Source organism: Mesorhizobium shangrilense (assembly GCF_028826155.1).
Taxonomy (GTDB): Bacteria; Pseudomonadota; Alphaproteobacteria; order Rhizobiales; family Rhizobiaceae; genus Arvimicrobium; species Arvimicrobium flavum.
On sequence record NZ_JAQGPN010000005.1, the window covers coordinates 91,044 to 108,025 of the forward strand.

The 16,982-nt window shown below is 63.1% G+C and carries 15 protein-coding genes and 1 pseudogene; 13 read left to right on the top strand and 3 right to left on the bottom strand.

The window, feature by feature from the left end; all coding sequences use genetic code 11:
- The first annotated feature begins 48 nt into the window (after nucleotides 1-48).
- From PD284_RS26655 to PD284_RS26685, 7 genes are all read left to right on the top strand, one after another.
- Complete coding sequence (locus PD284_RS26655; RefSeq protein ID WP_274631367.1) at nucleotides 49-708, top strand: L-fuculose-phosphate aldolase; 660 nt, start codon at nucleotides 49-51, stop codon at nucleotides 706-708.
- A 9-nt stretch (nucleotides 709-717) separates the two neighbouring features.
- Complete coding sequence (locus PD284_RS26660; protein ID WP_274631368.1) at nucleotides 718-1,269, top strand: TRAP transporter small permease; 552 nt, start codon at nucleotides 718-720, stop codon at nucleotides 1,267-1,269.
- Entirely contained in the window at nucleotides 1,266-2,528 is a 1,263-nt protein-coding gene (locus PD284_RS26665; protein ID WP_274631369.1) for a TRAP transporter large permease, read from the top strand. The genes PD284_RS26660 and PD284_RS26665 overlap by 4 nt, the downstream gene beginning before the upstream one ends.
- A gap of 42 nt (nucleotides 2,529-2,570) precedes the next feature.
- Nucleotides 2,571-4,121 (top strand): acetolactate synthase large subunit, encoded by a 1,551-nt coding sequence (locus tag PD284_RS26670; RefSeq protein ID WP_274631370.1) that lies wholly within the window; start codon nucleotides 2,571-2,573, stop codon nucleotides 4,119-4,121.
- A gap of 62 nt (nucleotides 4,122-4,183) precedes the next feature.
- Nucleotides 4,184-5,185, top strand: coding sequence for a TRAP transporter substrate-binding protein (locus PD284_RS26675; RefSeq protein WP_274631371.1), 1,002 nt, complete (start codon nucleotides 4,184-4,186; stop codon nucleotides 5,183-5,185).
- 153 nt (nucleotides 5,186-5,338) lie between these two features.
- Nucleotides 5,339-5,911 carry a peroxidase-related enzyme gene (locus PD284_RS26680; RefSeq protein WP_274631372.1) on the top strand — a complete coding sequence of 191 codons (573 nt, stop codon included), beginning with the start codon at nucleotides 5,339-5,341 and terminating at the stop codon, nucleotides 5,909-5,911.
- Nucleotides 5,912-5,933: 22 nt separating this feature from the next.
- Complete coding sequence (locus PD284_RS26685; RefSeq protein ID WP_274631373.1) at nucleotides 5,934-6,929, top strand: MDR family oxidoreductase; 996 nt, start codon at nucleotides 5,934-5,936, stop codon at nucleotides 6,927-6,929.
- 84 nt (nucleotides 6,930-7,013) lie between these two features.
- Here the strand turns inward: PD284_RS26685 and PD284_RS26690 are convergent, their stop codons facing one another.
- The gene (locus tag PD284_RS26690) at nucleotides 7,014-7,805 is read right to left on the bottom strand and encodes an IclR family transcriptional regulator (RefSeq protein WP_274631374.1); all 792 of its coding nucleotides are present in this window, start codon (nucleotides 7,803-7,805) and stop codon (nucleotides 7,014-7,016) included.
- Between the two features lie 140 nt (nucleotides 7,806-7,945).
- On the opposite strand from PD284_RS26690, the gene PD284_RS26695 reads away from it, so the two are divergent.
- The 6 genes and pseudogenes from PD284_RS26695 (at nucleotide 7,946) to PD284_RS26720 (ending at nucleotide 12,677) form a co-directional block, all read left to right on the top strand.
- On the top strand, nucleotides 7,946-8,824 hold the full coding sequence (locus tag PD284_RS26695; RefSeq protein ID WP_411956303.1) for a transporter substrate-binding domain-containing protein: 879 nt from the start codon (nucleotides 7,946-7,948) through the stop codon (nucleotides 8,822-8,824).
- Nucleotides 8,825-8,888: 64 nt separating this feature from the next.
- On the top strand, nucleotides 8,889-9,554 hold the full coding sequence (locus tag PD284_RS26700; RefSeq protein ID WP_274631375.1) for an amino acid ABC transporter permease: 666 nt from the start codon (nucleotides 8,889-8,891) through the stop codon (nucleotides 9,552-9,554).
- A 3-nt stretch (nucleotides 9,555-9,557) separates the two neighbouring features.
- Nucleotides 9,558-10,205: an amino acid ABC transporter permease gene (locus tag PD284_RS26705; protein ID WP_274631376.1), complete on the top strand. Its 648-nt coding sequence runs from the start codon at nucleotides 9,558-9,560 to the stop codon at nucleotides 10,203-10,205.
- Between the two features lie 3 nt (nucleotides 10,206-10,208).
- Nucleotides 10,209-10,997 (top strand): amino acid ABC transporter ATP-binding protein, encoded by a 789-nt coding sequence (locus PD284_RS26710; RefSeq protein ID WP_274631377.1) that lies wholly within the window; start codon nucleotides 10,209-10,211, stop codon nucleotides 10,995-10,997.
- Nucleotides 10,998-11,006: 9 nt separating this feature from the next.
- A pseudogene (locus tag PD284_RS26715) lies at nucleotides 11,007-11,459 on the top strand (RidA family protein); the annotation flags it as partial.
- Nucleotides 11,460-11,474: 15 nt separating this feature from the next.
- Nucleotides 11,475-12,677 carry an aminotransferase class V-fold PLP-dependent enzyme gene (locus PD284_RS26720; RefSeq protein WP_274631410.1) on the top strand — a complete coding sequence of 401 codons (1,203 nt, stop codon included), beginning with the start codon at nucleotides 11,475-11,477 and terminating at the stop codon, nucleotides 12,675-12,677.
- 354 nt (nucleotides 12,678-13,031) lie between these two features.
- On the opposite strand, the gene PD284_RS26725 is transcribed toward PD284_RS26720, so the two are convergent.
- Nucleotides 13,032-15,338 (bottom strand): penicillin acylase family protein, encoded by a 2,307-nt coding sequence (locus PD284_RS26725; protein WP_274631378.1) that lies wholly within the window; start codon nucleotides 15,336-15,338, stop codon nucleotides 13,032-13,034.
- Nucleotides 15,339-15,435: 97 nt separating this feature from the next.
- Nucleotides 15,436-16,965 carry an ABC transporter substrate-binding protein gene (locus PD284_RS26730; protein WP_274631379.1) on the bottom strand — a complete coding sequence of 510 codons (1,530 nt, stop codon included), beginning with the start codon at nucleotides 16,963-16,965 and terminating at the stop codon, nucleotides 15,436-15,438.
- Nucleotides 16,966-16,982 lie beyond the last annotated feature (17 nt).

Below are 16,982 nucleotides of genomic sequence, written 5' to 3' on the forward strand. Positions count from 1 at the left end.
TCTTGAATGCAAACCGGTGGATCGCGGCAAGGGGGAGGGAATCGGGAAATGTCTTATTCACCGCAGGAACTGGCGCTCAGGAAGGACCTGATCGACACCTGCCGCAACATGAACCGGCTGGGCATCAACAAGGGCACCTCCGGAAATGTCAGCGCGCGTCATGGTGAGGGATTGCTGATCACCCCGACCGGCATCGCCTATGAGGCTTTGCAGCCGGAGCAGATCGTGCAAGTCGACTGGGAGGGTAATTTCGCGGGCGACTTTCTGCCGAGCAGCGAATGGCGCTTCCATCGCGACGTGCTTCGGGCACGGCCGGATCTCAACGCTCTCGTCCACACCCATTCCACCCATGCCACGACGCTTGCCATCATGGGCCGCTCCATCCCCGCGATCCACTACATGATCGCTGCCGCAGGGGGAAAGGACATCCGTTGCGCTCCTTACGCCACCTTTGGCACGCAGACGCTGGCCGACTTCATTCTGACGGCGATGGAGGGACGGCGCGCATGCCTGCTTGCCCATCACGGCGTGCTTGCGGGGCATGTATCGCTTGGTCGCGCATTGGCGCTTGCGGTGACGGTCGAGGAATTGGCCACTCAGTATCTGCACTGTCTGCCATTCGGTGAGCCGCCCTGTCTCGACGACGACGAAATTGACGTGGTGCTGGAGAAATTCCGCACGTATGGCCAGCAACCGCGGGAGGCGTGAGGCAGGGCGATGGAGACGGTGAAACACGCATTACCCCTCGCCGATACCGGCCAGAGCGTCAGTCTGCCGGTTCGTATGCTCTACAAGGCGATTGTCCGGCTTGAAACGGTCATCTGTTACATCGCCTTCATCGCCGGCACGATTGCGCTGGTGCTCGACATCTTCGGGCGCGAGTTGCTGGGCAGCGGCATATTCGGCGCGCAGCGCGTCGCCGTCTACTGTATGGCGGTAGCCGGCATCATGGGCTTTTCCTACGTGGTCTCCCATGGCGGGCACCTGCGCCCGACAGTTCTGGACAGCCTGGTGCCGGAAAAATACGACGCCTTCTTCGCTCGCCTTGCGGACGCGATCTCCTGCCTGCTTTGCCTCGGCCTCGCCTACGCATCCTGGCTGTTCGTCGCCAGCACCTACTCGCTCGGCGAGCGCGACATGACGCTGCCCTTCAACATCTGGAAGGTGCAGAGCGTCCTGCTGGTCGCCTTCGGCTTCTCGGCTCTGAAATTCTTCCTGTTCTGTTGCGTTCCGGCCTTGCGGCCCAGGGACGGAGGAGCTGCCGTATGACCGGCTTCCTGATCACCGGTGGCAGCCTTGCTCTCGTCATTCTGCGCCAGCCGATGGTGCTTATGCTGGCCTTTGCCGTGGTGTGCCTGCACCAGTTCGTGGCGCGCAACTCCTCGCTCGAGTTCTTCATTCAGGACCTGTGGTTCACAGTCGACCGCGACGTGCTCTTGCCGATCCCGATGTTCATTCTCGCCGGCAACATCATGAGCCGCGGCGTCATCGCACAGCGTCTCATCGACATCATGATCGAGCTGACCGCCAACGTACGCGGAGGCCTGGCCGTGGCCACGATCCTTGCCTGTGCGGTATTCGCCGCCATTTCGGGATCGTCGATCGTCACTCTCGCCGCCATCGGCTCGATCGTGTATCCGGCCCTGCTGAAGGAAGGCTACCCCAAGCCGCTGTCGCTCGGCCTGCTGTGCTCCGGCGGCACGCTGGGCATATTGATCCCGCCGTCGATCCCGATGATGCTCTACGGCATCATCACCGACACTTCCATCGTCAAGCTGTTTATGGGCGGCATCGGCCCCGGCATATTGATGACGGTGTGCTTCGCGGTCTATTGCGTGATCGTCGCCCCGATCTCGGCACGCGGCAACTTCTCCATGTCGCGCTTGCTTACCGCCGTGAGGCGCGGCGGTCCCGCCATGTTCCTGCCGGTGCTGCTTCTCGGCGGCATCTACACCGGCTATTTCACCGCCACGGAAGCGGCGGTGGTGTCTCTCGTCTATGCCCTGCTGGTCGAGGGACTCGTCTATCGCGACCTGACGGCCAAGGATTTCTCCGAGATGCTGGGCGAGACGATCCGGCTCTTCGGCACACTGCTGCCACTGCTCGCGATCGCCGGCAGCTTCAACACCATCCTCGATTATGAAGGCATCCCCAAGATGATGGTCGAGTGGCTGAGCCAGTGGATCACCAATCCGATCACGGCCGGCCTGACGCTCAACGTCATCCTGCTGATCGCGGGTTGCTTCATGGATGTCGGCTCGGCGATCCTGATCCTGTCGCCGCTGCTTCTGCCGCTGATGGAGGCGCAGGGCTACGATCCCGTGCATGTCGGCGTCATCACCACGGTCAATCTCGAGATCGGCTACATCACGCCTCCGGTCGGCATGAATCTGTTCGTGGCCATGGGCGTGTTCAAGGAGAGTTTCTCCACCATCGTGCGCGGGGTGATGCCCTTCGTGTTCCTAATGCTGATTCCCCTGCTGATGACGACCTATGTGGCCCAGATCGTTACGTTTTTCATTCGTTGACGCAGCTGGTCCTCTCACCTGCTGCAGACAAGGAGACTTGACATGAATGGTGCGGACAGCCTCTGCGATACGCTTCTGGCGCATGGCATCGATGTGTGCTTCGCCAATCCCGGCACCTCCGAGATGCATTTCGTTGCCGCGCTCGACCGCAAGCCGGAGATGCGCTGCGTGCTCGGGCTCTTCGAAGGCGTGGTCACCGGCGCAGCCGACGGCTATGGCCGCATGGCCGACAAGCCGGCGGCAACGTTGCTGCATCTGGGATCGGGGCTCGGCAACGGCATCGCCAATCTGCACAATGCGCGCCGCGCTTTCACGCCGATGGTCAACATTGTCGGGGACCACGCCACCTATCACCTGCAATATGATGCACCGCTGACCAGCGACATCGAGGGTCTGGCGCGACCTGTCTCGGGCTTCGTGCGCACGACGAAGGCCGCTGAGTATGTTGCCTCGGACGCCACCGACGCCATTGAAGCTGCCTGGGGTGCGCCCGGCCAGATTGCCACGCTCATCCTGCCTGCCGACGCCGCCTGGAACGAGGTTGCGAGCTCTGCAATCGGCGTCCGTCCCAGGCCGCTGCCTGCGCAGGCAGACGCCGCGCGCATCAAGGAGGTGGCGGCCGCGCTGCGTTCCTCAAAGCGCTCCATGCTGTTCCTGTCCGGCAAGGCGCTGCGCGCCGAGGCCCTGGAATTGGCGAGCCGCATAGCGCAGACGACCGGCGCGCGCCTTCTTGCCCAGCAGTCCAACGGGCGGATGGAACGCGGCGCCGGCCGCGTGGCGATCGAGCGTATCCGCTATCGCGCGGAGGATGCGACGGCGGATCTGGCCGATGTCGACCAGCTGATCCTGGTAGGGGCGAAGGAACCGGTCGCCTTCTTCGCATATCCTGACAAGCCGAGCACCTTCCTGCGCCCCGACGCCGCAGTGCTGGAACTTGCCTCGAACCGGGAAGACCTTCTGCAGGCGCTGCAAGCGCTCGCCGACGAGCTGGGCGTTGCCGCCGGCGCCAGGCCGCTCCTCAATGCGCGCGGCGAGAAGCGCATCCCCACCGGCAATCTCGATGCCGACAAGATCGCCACCATCATCGGTGGCCTCATGCCGGAAAACGCCATCGTAATCGACGAGGCGATCACCTCGGCGCGCGACTTCTTCAAGGTTACCCACGGCGCGGCGCCTCATGATTTCCTGCAACTGACCGGCGGCGCCATCGGCATCGGCCTGCCACTGGCCACCGGCGCCGCCGTCGCCTGCCCGGACCGCAAGGTCATCGCCCTGCAGGCGGACGGCAGCGGTATGTACACGCTGCAGGCGCTGTGGTCCCACGCCCGGGAGCGGCTCGACATCGTAACGGTGATCTTCGCCAACCAGCGCTACGCGATCCTGCACAACGAATTCAAGAATGTCGGCGCGGGCGTTGCCGGACGCAACGCTTCGACCATGCTCGATCTGGTCGATCCGACGCTCGACTGGGTGAGCCTCGCGAAGGGCGTCGGCGTCGAGGGCGCCCGCGCAACCACGGCGGAGGAATTCGCCGATCTGTTTGCCAGCGCCACGAAACGCAGAGGCCCGTTCCTGATCGAGGCGATGATCTGACCAGGCGCGGACCGGAACGGTCGGCTTACCATCATACCCATATCCAAGCAGGAGAGTACAAAGTGAAGACTATCGCAAAGCTGGCCCTGTGGGGCACGCTGGCAGCCTCGGTTGCCTTCGCCGGCACCGCACAGGCGGCGGAAACGCTGCGCATCGCCGGATCGCTGCGTCCGGGCTCGATGATGGACGGCATCATCCAGACCTTCATCACCAACTTCAACAAGGAGAGTGGCGACGACTACAAGATCGAATACCAGCTGGTCGCCAACGATCAGGAAATGACCCAGCAGGTCATCCGTGGCCGCCTTGAAATCGGAACGACCGGCCTTGCCGGTTCCGCCGTGTCGATCCCGCCGGCTGCCGTGTTGTCGATGCCCTATCTGTGGGACACCGACGCGCAACGCCGCTGGGCGACCGACAATGTGGTGCGCCCGGCGCTGGAGAAGATCTTCGAGGAAAACGGGCTCACGATCATCGGCATGGGCGATGCCGGCTGGTCGAACATGTTCTGCAAGTCCTCCTGTTCGACGCCGGCCGACATCGAAGGTCAGCGCTATCGCGTGCCACCCGCCGCCTCCGCCCGCGCATTCTGGGAGCAGGTCGGCGTCAACGGCGTGCAGTTGTCGCTGCCCGATTTCTTCACCGGGCTCGAGCAGGGCATGGTGGAAGGCGGCGATCTGCCATTCACCTTCTACGTGACCACGCCGGCCGCCCAGTTCGCCAAAACTTATGTGACCACCCACCAGTACCATCACGAGCAGGTCTTTTTCGTCAACAAGCGTATCTATGACGGCCTGCCGCCCAAGATCCAGGCGTTGCTGAAGTCGGCCATGCTTTCCACCGACGAGATGCGCCAGCGCCAGGACGACGACGAGAAAGCGCAGGTCACCAAGTTCGAGGCCGGCGGCGGAACTTTCGTGACGCTGAGCGAAGAGCAGCAGAAGGTATGGGCCGACAAGGTCGGCGACACCCACAGCGCGCTTCTGGCCACACTGCCGGACGCGGCTCGGACACTCTACGAGGCGGTTCAGGAAGGCAAGCGCCAGTACGCCGAGAAGAACTGAGCCGAAGCGGCCCAGACCGGCTGGAGCTCATTCGGGTTCCAGCCGACATCACAAAGCCCGCAACTGCCGTAATGCTGCCCGCGGGCTTTCCTACGCAGTTTTGTTTGCAACCCGACCCCCGCAGCCCAGGCTGCCACCGCAAAGGAAACAGTCATGACCGACAAGCCCATCAGCCGGTTTCCGGTTCCGGCGCTGAAGGATCTTCCCGAGGACATCGCCGCCCGCATCACCACCGTGCAGGAGAAGTCCGGCTTCATTCCCAATGTGTTTCTGGTGCTTGCCCACCGCCCCGATGAGTTCCGCGCCTTCATGGCGTATCATGATGCGCTGATGGATAAGCCCGGCAACATCACCAAGGCCGAGCGCGAGATGATCGTGGTGGCGACGAGCACGGCCAATCAGTGCCAGTATTGCGTCATCGCGCATGGGGCCATCCTGCGCGTGCGCGCCAAGAACCCGCTGATCGCCGATCAGGTGGCAATCAACTACCGCAAGGCCGACATCACGCCGCGCCAGAAGGCAATGATCGACTTCGCCATGAAGGTCTCCGCCGCCGCCTACGAGGTCGGCGATGCCGATTTCGACGTGCTGAAATCGCACGGTTTCGACGAGGAGGACATCTGGGACATCACCGCTATCTCGGCCTTTTTCGGCATGTCGAACCGTCTCGCCAATGTGACCTCGATGCGGCCAAATGACGAGTTCTATACGCTTGGCCGCGGCTGAGCGCACATACGGAAGAGAAGTGATGACGACGCAATTCAACGCCATGGTGATCGAGGACGTGGACGGCAGGCCGAAGGCCGGCGTCAAGGCCCTCACCCTTGCCGATCTGCCCGACCATGACGTGCTGGTGGAAATCGCCTATTCGAGCCTCAACTACAAGGACGGCCTCGCCGTATCCGGTAAGGGGCGCATCGCGCGGCGCCTGCCCATGGTGGCAGGCATCGATCTTGCCGGAACCGTGGTGGAGTCGCGTTCCGCTGACTGGAAGGCCGGCGACCGCGTGATCGTCAACGGCTGCGGCCTGTCGGAAACCGAATGGGGAGGCTATACGCGCTTCCAGCGCATCCGCGCCGAGCACCTGATCCGCCTGCCAGAGGCGTTCAGCGAGAAACAGGCGATGGCGATCGGCACGGCCGGCTACACGGCGGCACTGTGCGTCAACGCCCTGGAGGACTGGGGCGCCATCGGCAAAGACGGCCTGCCTGTGCTGGTAACGGGCGCAGCAGGCGGCGTCGGCTCCGTCGCGGTCGCGTTGCTGGCCGCGCGCGGCTACAACGTCACCGCCTCGACCGGCCGCCCGCAGACGCATGACTATCTCGCCCGCCTTGGCGCCGGTGATTTCATCGACCGGGCGAGTCTTCTCGAGAAGGGCGGTCCGTTGCAGAAGGAACGCTGGTCAGGCGCAGTCGATTCCGTCGGATCGACCACGCTAGCCAATGTGCTTTCGCAGACGGTCTATGGCGGCGCGGTCGCCGCATGTGGGCTCGCCGGCGGAGCCGACCTGCCGGCGAGCGTCTTGCCGCACATCCTGCGGGGCGTGGCGCTGCTGGGCATCGATTCCGTAATGGCGCCTTATGAAAGGCGCGTCAGGGCGTGGAAGACGCTGGACGAAAGCCTGGACCGGGCCCTACTCGACGCCATGACGCGGGCGGAACCGATGAGCGCCCTGCCTGTACTTGCCGCCGAAATCCTCGAAGGCAGGACGCAGGGCCGCGTCGTCATCGAGATCGGGAGTTAGCGCAGACCGGCCAGCGCCAGCCCCGCTGCGCGCTGGTCGCTACCGACTCCCGGACAAACTTGCATGCTGATGCCGATGCAAGCGCTACCCGGCTTCCAGCGGATGGTCGTGGCCGAGCGATAGGGCGCGCGATGCTCTGATGAGCCGCGCCTCGAGCTCCTTCTTGCTCTGTTCAGCGATGTCGAGCGGGAGGACGAAGCAGATTGTCGCCTCGACCGCGCCGGAATGATCGGTGAGCGGTGACGCCATGCATTGCGTGAAACTGTTTATCATTCCCGCTGTCTTGGCGAGCGGGACACCGCGATGGCGCCGGCATTCCTTCGCAAAAGCCTCGATATCGACAGGCTGTCCGTTCGGCATGACGCGGTCCTCGGGATCGAGAACAGTCTCGATCTCGGACAACGACATATGTGACATCAGAAGCCGACCGGACGCCGTCCAGGGGATCGGGATCTGCGAGCCGATCTCGGAACTGATGCGCATCGGGCGCGAGCCGGGGCAAGCGTGGATGATCACCTGCTTGCCGCGCAGGCGGATGCACAGCTCGCTCGTCTCCCCCGTCTCGCGCGCCAGCGTGTCCACCATAGCCCTGCCTTTTGCAATGACGTCGTTGGCGCGCAGGTAGCTCGCTCCATAGAGGTGCATCAGCTTGCCGAAATAGACCAGGCTATCCTTCTCCCGGATCTCCAGAAGACCCGCCTCCGAGAGGAGACTCACCAGATCGTAGATCGTCGATTTCGGCGCATCGAGCGCAGCAGGCAGTTCCGCCAGCCGGATCGGACCGCCATTGGCCTGGAGGAAAGCGAATAGTTTCAGCACCCTGTCGATACCCCGTTCACGGGGGCCGCGCGCCGTGCGCGTTACCTTCGAATCCATCCGTCAGCACTCTCCACGAAAACGGTTGCGTCACGCATCCGGCTAAGTTATCGTCCTGAATATAGGAAGTTGGTCCGATATATAAGACTAAAAATAATCAACTCCCGAAGATGGGTCATCAAGAGAAGGGGAGATTTCCGATGACATCTGGCACCGAACGACGCGACTTTCTGAAACTCGGTCTTGGAGGCATGGCGCTCGGCGCTGCCGTGACCACCGTCGCCCTCAACGCGGAGGAGGCAGCCGCCCAGTCTGCGACGGACAGCGTCCTGCGCACCGTTCTGGATCGCGGTCATCTGATCGTCGGGACGGGCAGCACGAACGCGCCATGGCATTTCGAGAACGATGCGGGTGAATTGGTCGGCATGGACATCACCATGGGCCGCATCATCGCCAAGGCGCTGTTCGACGACGAGACCAAGGTCGAGTTCGTCAAGCAGGACGCGCAGCAGCGCATCCCGAACATCGTGACAGGCAAGGTCGACATCACCCTGCAGTTCATGACGATCTCCGGCGCCCGCGCACAGTTGATCAACTTCACGCGCCCCTATTACGTCGAGGGCGTTGCGCTCATGACGCGTCCGGATTCGGCCGCGAAAACATTCGACGAGTTGAAGGCGAAGGGCAGCGGCGCTCGCATCGCCATCTTGCAGAACGTTGACGCCGAAACGACGGTGCACAAGGTGCTGCCGGAAGCGCAGGTCATGCAGATCGACACGCAGGCGAACGTCTTCCAGGCGCTCGACTCGAACCGGGCCGATGCATCCGCTGTCGACCTTTCCAACGTGCGCTGGCTCGTGTCGCGCAACCCGGATCGCTACTTCGACGCCGGCAAGCAGTGGAACGCCATGCTTTATGGCGGCGGCGTTCGACAGGGTGATCTGGATTGGCTTCAGTTCGTCAACACGGCTTTCTCGATCGCCATGTTCGGCCATCAGAACGAACTCTACGATAAGGCGTTCAGCGACTTCTTCGGCCTTCAACCGCCGGAACGCAAGCCGGGCTTCCCGACCATCTGATCGCGGTACGGCCCGGCTCTGATCGGTCGGGCCTACCTGCCATCGTGGCAGCGGCGAAGGCTAAATGAACTACCATCTCAATTTCAATCTGATCTGGCGGCATTTCGACAAGCTCTGGCAAGGGCTTGTGCTGAGCCTCGAACTGGCCGTGATCTCGATCCTCATCGGCGCGATCATCGGGCTGGCGCTCGCCATCTGGTACGTCTCCGCCGGCAAGGTCGTACGCGGCTTCATCTCGGCCTACGTCGAGTTCATCCGCAACGTTCCGCTGATCCTGCTCGTCTACATCGTCTTCTACGGAATACCGACGGTCGTCGACTTCGCCTATAGCCCGACAGTTTCCTTCGTCGGTACGCTCTCGCTCTATGCGGGAGCCTATCTGGTGGAAGTGTTCCGCTCGGGCCTTGAAGCGGTGCCGCGCGGCCAGATGGATGCGGGCAAGGCAATCGGCCTGACGCCGCTGCAGCGTCTGCTGCACGTGCGGCTTCCGACCATGGCGCGCATAACGCTGCCGGCGCTCTCGAACACCTTCATTTCGCTGTTCAAGGACACCTCCGTCGCCTCGGTCATCGCGGTGCCGGAGCTGACCTACGGCGCGCAGTGGATCAACTTCAACACCTTCCGGATCGTCGAGGTCTACCTCGTCACGACGGTGATGTACCTCGTGGCCGGCTACAGCATTCTCTTCGGACTGCGCCTGCTCGAACGGCGCTTCAGGGCGGAGCGATAGACGATGTCCGCGGTCCTCTACGCCCTGCCCTTCCTGCTGCACGGTCTGCTGATCACCCTCTGCGTATCGGCGCTCGTCGTGGTGTTCTCGCTGATCAGCGGCGTGATCCTCGGCGTCGGGCTGGTCTTCGGGCCGAAGCCGGTCCAGTGGACGGTGCGGCTGTTCAGCGACTGCATCCGAGGCATCCCGATCCTGGTGCTGATCTTCGTGGTCTACTACGGATTCCCGCCGCTCGGCATCAACGTCAACGCGTTCTGGGCTGGAGTCGTGGCGCTCACGCTCTTCAAGGCCGCCCAGGTCATCGAGTATGTCCGCGGCGCGATCTCGTCGATCCCCAAGGGGCAGATGGAAGCCGGCAAGGCGATCGGCCTGACGTTTGTCGAGAACCTCCGATCAGTCATCTTTCCGCAAGCAGTCCGCCGTTTCCTCCCGCCCTGGATCAACGGCGTGACCGACGCGGTCAAAGGCAGCGCACTGATCTCATTGCTTGGCATCGTCGACCTGATGCAGTCGATCAACGAAGTCATCGGTCGCACCTATGAGGCGATGCCACTCTACCTGCTCGGCGCCTTCATCTATTTCGCGATCAACTACTCGCTTTCACTGACGAGCCGCTTCGTCGAGCGGCGTTACGCCTATATACGGGACTAGCCAATGGCCACCGCCCACCAGCCGCTGCTCAGCATTCGGAACCTGCAGAAATCCTTCGGCAAGGTCGAGGTGCTCAAGGGCATCGACATGACCGTGAGCAAGGGTGAGGTCGTTGCGGTCATCGGCCCATCAGGCAGCGGCAAGACCACACTGCTCCGCTGCGTGAACTTCCTCGAAACGTACGAGAAGGGCTCGATCCAGATCGATGGCGAGGAGGTCGGCTATCGCGATGCCGACAACGCTCGCCGGCGTGGCGAGACCGATCTTGCGCGAATGCGCGCCGAGACAGGCATGGTGTTCCAGAGCTTTAATCTGTTCCCCCATCTGACGGCAGCGCAGAACGTCATGCTTGGCCTCGTCAAGGTGCGGAAGAAGTCGAAGCAGGAAGCACGGCAGATCGCGGAACACTGGCTCAAACGTGTCGGGCTTGGGCATCGCATCGACAATCTGCCGGCGGAGCTGTCAGGGGGCCAGCAGCAGCGCGTCGGCATCGCCCGCGCGGTCGCCATGGAGCCGAAGATCCTGCTTCTCGACGAGATCACCTCTGCGCTCGATCCGGAACTCGTCAGTGAAGTGCTCGACGTCGTGCGGCAGCTAGCTGAGGAAGGCATGACCATGCTGATGGTCACCCACGAGATCGCCTTTGCGCGCGACGCCAGCGACCGCATTGTCTTCATGGACGATGGCCGCGTCTCGGCCGAAGGCCCACCAAAGGAACTCATGGCGCAAGCCGGCTCCAACACGCGCCTTGATGCGTTCCTGTCCCGATTCCGCACCAGCCAACTGCACTGATCGCGTCCCATGTCGCCTGCCCCCCAGATTGCCCTCGACCTCGAGCTGCCGTCGGCTCCGCCGCCGATCGGGAACTTTCGCAACATCCTGCAGGTCGGCAATATGCTGTATGTTTCGGGACAGGGTCCGATCGGTCGCGATGGTGTCCTGCAAACCGGCAAGGTCGGACGCGACGTCAGCGTAGATGCCGCCTATCAGCATGCCAGACTGACCGGCCTCACACTCCTGTCCGTTCTGTCGACGCATCTCGGCGATCTTTCGCGCGTGCGCCGCATCGTGAAGCTCCTGGGTTTTGTCAACGCGACAGACGATTTCACGGACCATCCGCGGGTCATCAACGGCTGTTCCGACCTGCTTGTCGAGGTCTTCGGCGAGAACGGCGTTCATGCGCGGTCCTCGATCGGTGTCGCTTCGCTACCCAACAACATCACGGTCGAGGTCGAGGCGATCGTGGAGATCCACCCTGAGGATACGATCATGCACGGCCATGAAACGAGACGGAACCAGACGATCCGCGAGCGCCTCGGCCTGCGCCCGATCATCAACGTGTCCGGGACGATGACCGCGCTTGGCGCTTCCATCATGGTGCCGGAAGCGGTGCAAGCGATGGCGGAGATCGGGCCGCAATTCGTCGAGATGGACGATCTGCACCGCACCGCCAGCAAGGTAGTCGCTCGCCTGACCGGCGGCGAAGCGGGCTTCATCACCGCTTCCTGCGCCAGCGGCATCTCGCTTGCCATCGCAGGCGCCATCTGCGGCGCAGATCTGCTGGCGATCGAGCAATTGCCCGACATCCGCGACGGCTTGAAGAGCGAAGTCATCGTCCAGTTCGGACACATGGTCAATTTCGGCGGCAATATCGACCAAGGGATCCGAATGACCGGAGCCAGGGTCATCCAGGCCGGCACGGTCAGCGTCGTTCACGACTATCACGTCGCCAACGCCATTTCGGAGAAGACCGCAGCCGGCCTCTTCGTGGTTTCGCACCATACCGTTCAGTACGGCATGCTGTCGCTTCCGCGGTTCGCCGAGATCTGTCACGCCAAGGGCGTACCGGTGATCGTCGACGCCGCGTCGGAGTATGACCTGCAGCGCTTCCTCAGGCAGGGCGCGGACATCGTCATCTACAGCGGCCATAAGTTCCTCGGCGGGCCGACCAGCGGCATCGTCGCGGGCAGGAAGGATCTCGTGCGCGCCGCCTTTCTTCAGAATCGGGGTATCGGCCGCGGCATGAAAGTCGGCAAGGAGAGCATTGCGGGAGTGATCGCCGCGCTCGAAGCGTGGGAGAACCGGGATCACGAGGGGATTCGGCAGCGCGAAACCGCGGCGCTTCGACTTTGGGAAAGGACGCTTGCGGGGCTGCCCGGCATAAAAGCCAGCATGGTTCCCGATCCGACCGACAATCCGCTCGACCGCATCTTGATCGAGATTGGTCCGGAATCCGGCTATTCTGCAGCGGGTCTCGCCAAGGCGCTGTCGCAGGCGAACCCGCCGGTCATCGTGCGCAATCATGAGGTCGAGCGCGGCCATTTCTATCTCGACCCCTGCAATCTACATGAGGGCGAAGCGGAGATCGTGGCCGAGAGCCTGAAGACGGTGCTCGCTGCGAGCCCGAAGCCGGATTACGCCACGATGGTCATCCGCAAGGATACCTCCGGGCTCCTGAGCTGGCCGGACTGAGAAGAACTCATCAACTGCGTACGGGAGCGCCACCGGGAGCGAGGTTCCGCTGGCTTCGGTTCGTCCCCGCCCTCTGGCGGGTCTCATTGAACAGACTGCGACCCTGCGCATGCTGATTTCGATCGTGCGAGCGCCGGAGAGCATCGAACAGCGCTTTCGCTAGGCGGAGCGGCGCGGCGGACGACGAATCTATCTCAAGGCCTCCGGGATCTGGACCCGGTTCGGTCGCCGAATATGAGCCCCGGGGCTGGCTTTGAAGGGGGCGGGCTAACGCCCGCTCGCCTTTGAAGAAGCGGAGACGGTCTTCATGCTGCCACACCATCGCCGAAACGCTTGCATGCCAGCCGTCTGCATTCACCAGGGGGCATCGCTAGCCGGTTCGAGGATGATCCGCAGTTCGGTTGCGGACTCGATTGCAGCGCGACTGAAGAGCAGCGGCAGATAGTCTTCCCGTCCCCAATAATCCAGGTGATCAGAGTAATGCGGGCTGCGCGGCTCGCCGGATTGGCCGGGTGCGTTGATGAAGACACCCCGGTCCCATTCGCCGATATCGAGCACCATCCGGAAGGAGGCGCCGACGGTCATCCGGAAATCGTCGGGACGATAGTCGGCGGCATTCGGCGTCAGTCCGGATCCGCCCTTGCCGACGCGAGGCGTGTCAAGGTCCGCGGTCCCCGTCAGGGCCGACAGCGGGTGGACGAACTGGGCATGGTGCAGCTTGTCCCATCGCCAGACAGATGGGTCGTGCCCGCCATGCGCCACCGCCTCCCGCCAGGCTGCGGCAAGCGTCGTATCCACGATCTCGTCGCGCCGTGCTTCCGGCGCAGGCCCGAACCGTGCGTCCGGCCGCACCATGAGGTCGGTGATCTGCAATGTGTCGTAGCCGGCTATGTCGGTCGCGCCGATACGTGCGAATGCACCGGGTGCGAGCTGCTCCAGGACTGCTTCTATCAGGTGGCGGCGGAACCATATCTCGAACAGCATCGCCGCTGCGGAGTCTCCGCCAACGACGCCGTCCCAATCGCCGAGAAGCGCGGCGGCGCGGCGCGCCTCGCCTGCGACGAGCGTAACGCCCGGAAGTGCCGCAACGAGACGCTCAGCGGTGATGGAGGCAAAGCTCGTTTGCAGCGCCTGGCTGTCTCCGAGGCCGTGCCGCTTGCCCTTCTCCAGTTCGCGTGCGATCGCCTGATAGCGTGTTGGGTCGCACCACTCGAAGCCGGGGCGCCAGGTGGCGTAGTCGAAATCCTCCGGAAGGTTCATCTCGTTGGCGGTGGCGACCCAGCCGCGCGCCGGATTGTGGATGCTCGGGTGTGCGTCGGCCGGCATGAAGCCGTCCCACTCCCGGCTGCCGTCGCCGGCAACGGGCAGCAGCCCGTCCCAATCGCGTCGGGTGGGCACATGGCCGGACATTATCCACCCGATGTCGCCTGAAACATCGGCATAGACGTGGTTCACGGTCGGGGTCAGCCAATGACTGCGCGCCTCGACAAACTCGTCCCAGGACGTCGCCCGAATGTAGCGCAGCGCCCCGAAATAGGGCGCCGAGCCCGGCTGGGACCAGATCGACCGCAGCACATAGGCGCGGCGGGCCTGGTGATCGACATGAAGCACCGGGCCGTGCCGGGTAAAAGTTAGCTGGATCTTGCGCGAGACCTCGCCGCGAACCGCCAGCTCCTCCTCGACAATCTCCATGTGTTCCCAACCATCGCCATAGCGGTAGGTCGAGGAATCTTCCGGATCGAGCTCGTAGACGTAGAGGTCGGACTGGTCGGCCGGGTGGATCGTCAGGCAGAAGGCGCTGGTCGCATTGTGGCCGATTGCGATCCCCGGAATTGCGGGCTCGCCCGCGCCGATGACGTCGAGGCCGGGCGCACTGAGATGGGAGACGTAGCGCAACGCCGGAAGCAGGAGCAGCCGGTGCGGGTCGCTGGCGAGGATCGGCCGGCCAGTGTCAGTGCGGCTACCGGCGATGGCCCAGTTGTTGCTTCCGCCGAGTTCGGCGGAGGGATTGCTGGCGTCGGCAAAATTCGGCTGGCCGGTGCCCAGCTCGAAGATGCGCCTGACCTCCGCCGGTATCGGCTCTGCGCCAAGCCCCTCTGCCGGAATGATCGTCCATTTCGGCTCCGGGCGCTTGCGGGCGAGTTCGGCCTCCATGCCGAACGCGCCGACGATGTCGGCCCGGATCAACTCGCGGGCGAAGTTGTACAGCGGCCCATGGCTGCGGATGCGCACACAGTCCTCGGCGTTCCAGCGCGCAGGCCGTGTTCCGGTGCGCGTAAACTCCACCGGCATGCGCGCGGGCTCTGCGTCGACCAGCGCGATATAGGCGTTGATACCGCGCACGAAGGCCTCGGTAACGGCGCGAGCGTCTTCGCCATAGGCCGCCCATTCGGGCTCGATGTCGCCGCGATAGAGCAAAAGACGCGCCGCGCGGTCGGCTTCCACGAAGGATGGCCCATAGTCGGCCGCAAGCTGACCGAGCCCGCGTTTACGCCAAACATCGATCTGCCAAAGCCGGTCGCGGGCAACCGCAAAGCCCTGACCGACGAACACGTCCAGGTCGTCGGCCGCATAGACGTGCGGCACGCCCCAGCGGTCGACCAGGATCTCGACAGGCCTTTCGAGGCCGGCGATGGAATAGGTTTCAGAACTTGCCGGCATGGGCGCCATCATTTGCTCGGAGCGGGCGATCCGGCCCTTGCGACCGGATCGCGGAAAGATGCGGGTGGTCACGCCGGGGCGACCGGCGTGATCATCCTTACTTCCACTTGGCGTGGTAGAACCGCGGGGTTTCGTCCGCGGTCGGCGTGAAGTCCAGTTCCTCGGTGAAAGCGTAAGGAACCACGAAGGAGTGGATCGGCACCATGAGAGCGCGTTCCGTTATCAGCTTGATGGCCTCGTCGTAGATGGCCTTGCGCTTGGCCGGATCGACCTCGCTGCCGCCCTTGGCGACAAGCTCCGCCACCTCGGCGTCGCCCACCCGGTCGGAAGACGACTGGCCGCCAAAGAAGGCAGGCAGGATCGCCGAGACGTCCATCACCGAATAGGAGCCCCAATCCCAGTAGCCCACCGGAACCTGGCCTTTTCCGAACAGATCCACCAGCGCCGCACCCTGGATCACGGAGGCATCGACCTTGAGGCCGACCTTGGTCAAATCCTCCTGAACCTTCGCGACCCACTGCGAGCTGCGCGCGCCGATCACCTGCGTCGAGAACCCGTCAGGGTAACCTGCTTCGGCGAGCAGGGCCTTGGCTTTCTCGGGGTTGTATTCGTACTTCACGGTCGCATCGGCATTGCACCCGAACTGCTCAGGGAAGCAGGGCGTGTCGAGCGCACGGGAATCGCCCTGCACGAGGTGCTGCACCAGTTCCTGCTTGTTGATGGCGTGCGCCAACGCCTGCCGTACCTTCACGTTGGCGATTGGGTTGTCCTTGCCATCGCCGGCGCCGACGATGTTGAAATTGAGGAAGCCGATACGCATCGACTCGTAGAGATTGGCCTGAATATTCGGCTGCGCGTCGAGCTGCGCCACCTGGTCCGCGTTGAATTTCCAGATCCAGTCAGCCTTGCGGGAGATCAACTCCAACAGCTCGGTCGCCTCGTCGTTGACAACGCGAATCTCAATGTTGCCGATCGCCGCAGGAAGTTTCGGGCTCTCGAAGTACTCAGGATTGCGGCTCATGAAGTAGCGGCTGACGCCATCGATCTCCTTCATGACATACGGTCCCGTGCCGACCAGCGCCTTGCCCATGCCCTCCGGGCCGACCTTGGCGTGGTATTCGTTTGGATAGATGAAGAGCGGTCCGGCCAGATATTCCATCGCTGCCGGAAACGGCGTCTTCAGCTTCACGTCAACGGTGAACTGATCGACCTTCAGCGCTTCCTTGATGAAGCTGCTATTGTTGGGGGTCAGGATCTTGTTGTCGGGGTTGACCAGGAAGTTCAGCGTGTAGACGACGTCGTCGGCGTCGAAAGGCTCGCCATTGTGGAACTTCACGCCTTCGCGCAGCTTGAAGCGGATGGTGGTATCGTCGGTCCAGTCCCATTCCGTGGCAAGAAGCGGATCGAAGTCGCCCGTTTTGGAATTCTTCAGGACCAGCGTGTCCATCACCAGCGAGTTGATGATGATGCCTGAACGGAGCTGGTTGAAGTGCGGATCGACGTTCGGCACGGACTCCTTCCAAACGATACGCAGAGTGTCGTCCGCTTTACCTGCATGAGCCGCGACCGGCGCCAGCGCCGTCGTGGCGAGGGCGGCGATCGCCGCAGCTGTCCTGATGAATTTCATGTTCTACTTCTCCCTCT

Excerpts from the sequence above, each read along its gene's own strand:
- PD284_RS26710 (WP_274631377.1), top strand. The coding sequence starts at position 10,209 with ATGGCCACCGCCCACCAGCCGCTGCTCAGCATTCGGAACCTGCAGAAA.
- PD284_RS26660 (WP_274631368.1), top strand. The coding sequence starts at position 718 with ATGGAGACGGTGAAACACGCATTACCCCTCGCCGATACCGGCCAGAGC.
- PD284_RS26720 (WP_274631410.1), top strand. The coding sequence starts at position 11,475 with ATGCACGGCCATGAAACGAGACGGAACCAGACGATCCGCGAGCGCCTC.
- PD284_RS26690 (WP_274631374.1), bottom strand. The coding sequence starts at position 7,805 with ATGGATTCGAAGGTAACGCGCACGGCGCGCGGCCCCCGTGAACGGGGT.
- PD284_RS26655 (WP_274631367.1), top strand. The coding sequence starts at position 49 with ATGTCTTATTCACCGCAGGAACTGGCGCTCAGGAAGGACCTGATCGAC.
- PD284_RS26700 (WP_274631375.1), top strand. The coding sequence starts at position 8,889 with ATGAACTACCATCTCAATTTCAATCTGATCTGGCGGCATTTCGACAAG.
- PD284_RS26670 (WP_274631370.1), top strand. The coding sequence starts at position 2,571 with ATGAATGGTGCGGACAGCCTCTGCGATACGCTTCTGGCGCATGGCATC.
- PD284_RS26695 (WP_411956303.1), top strand. The coding sequence starts at position 7,946 with ATGACATCTGGCACCGAACGACGCGACTTTCTGAAACTCGGTCTTGGA.
- PD284_RS26665 (WP_274631369.1), top strand. The coding sequence starts at position 1,266 with ATGACCGGCTTCCTGATCACCGGTGGCAGCCTTGCTCTCGTCATTCTG.
- PD284_RS26705 (WP_274631376.1), top strand. The coding sequence starts at position 9,558 with ATGTCCGCGGTCCTCTACGCCCTGCCCTTCCTGCTGCACGGTCTGCTG.
- PD284_RS26730 (WP_274631379.1), bottom strand. The coding sequence starts at position 16,965 with ATGAAATTCATCAGGACAGCTGCGGCGATCGCCGCCCTCGCCACGACG.
- PD284_RS26725 (WP_274631378.1), bottom strand. The coding sequence starts at position 15,338 with ATGCCGGCAAGTTCTGAAACCTATTCCATCGCCGGCCTCGAAAGGCCT.
- PD284_RS26685 (WP_274631373.1), top strand. The coding sequence starts at position 5,934 with ATGACGACGCAATTCAACGCCATGGTGATCGAGGACGTGGACGGCAGG.
- PD284_RS26680 (WP_274631372.1), top strand. The coding sequence starts at position 5,339 with ATGACCGACAAGCCCATCAGCCGGTTTCCGGTTCCGGCGCTGAAGGAT.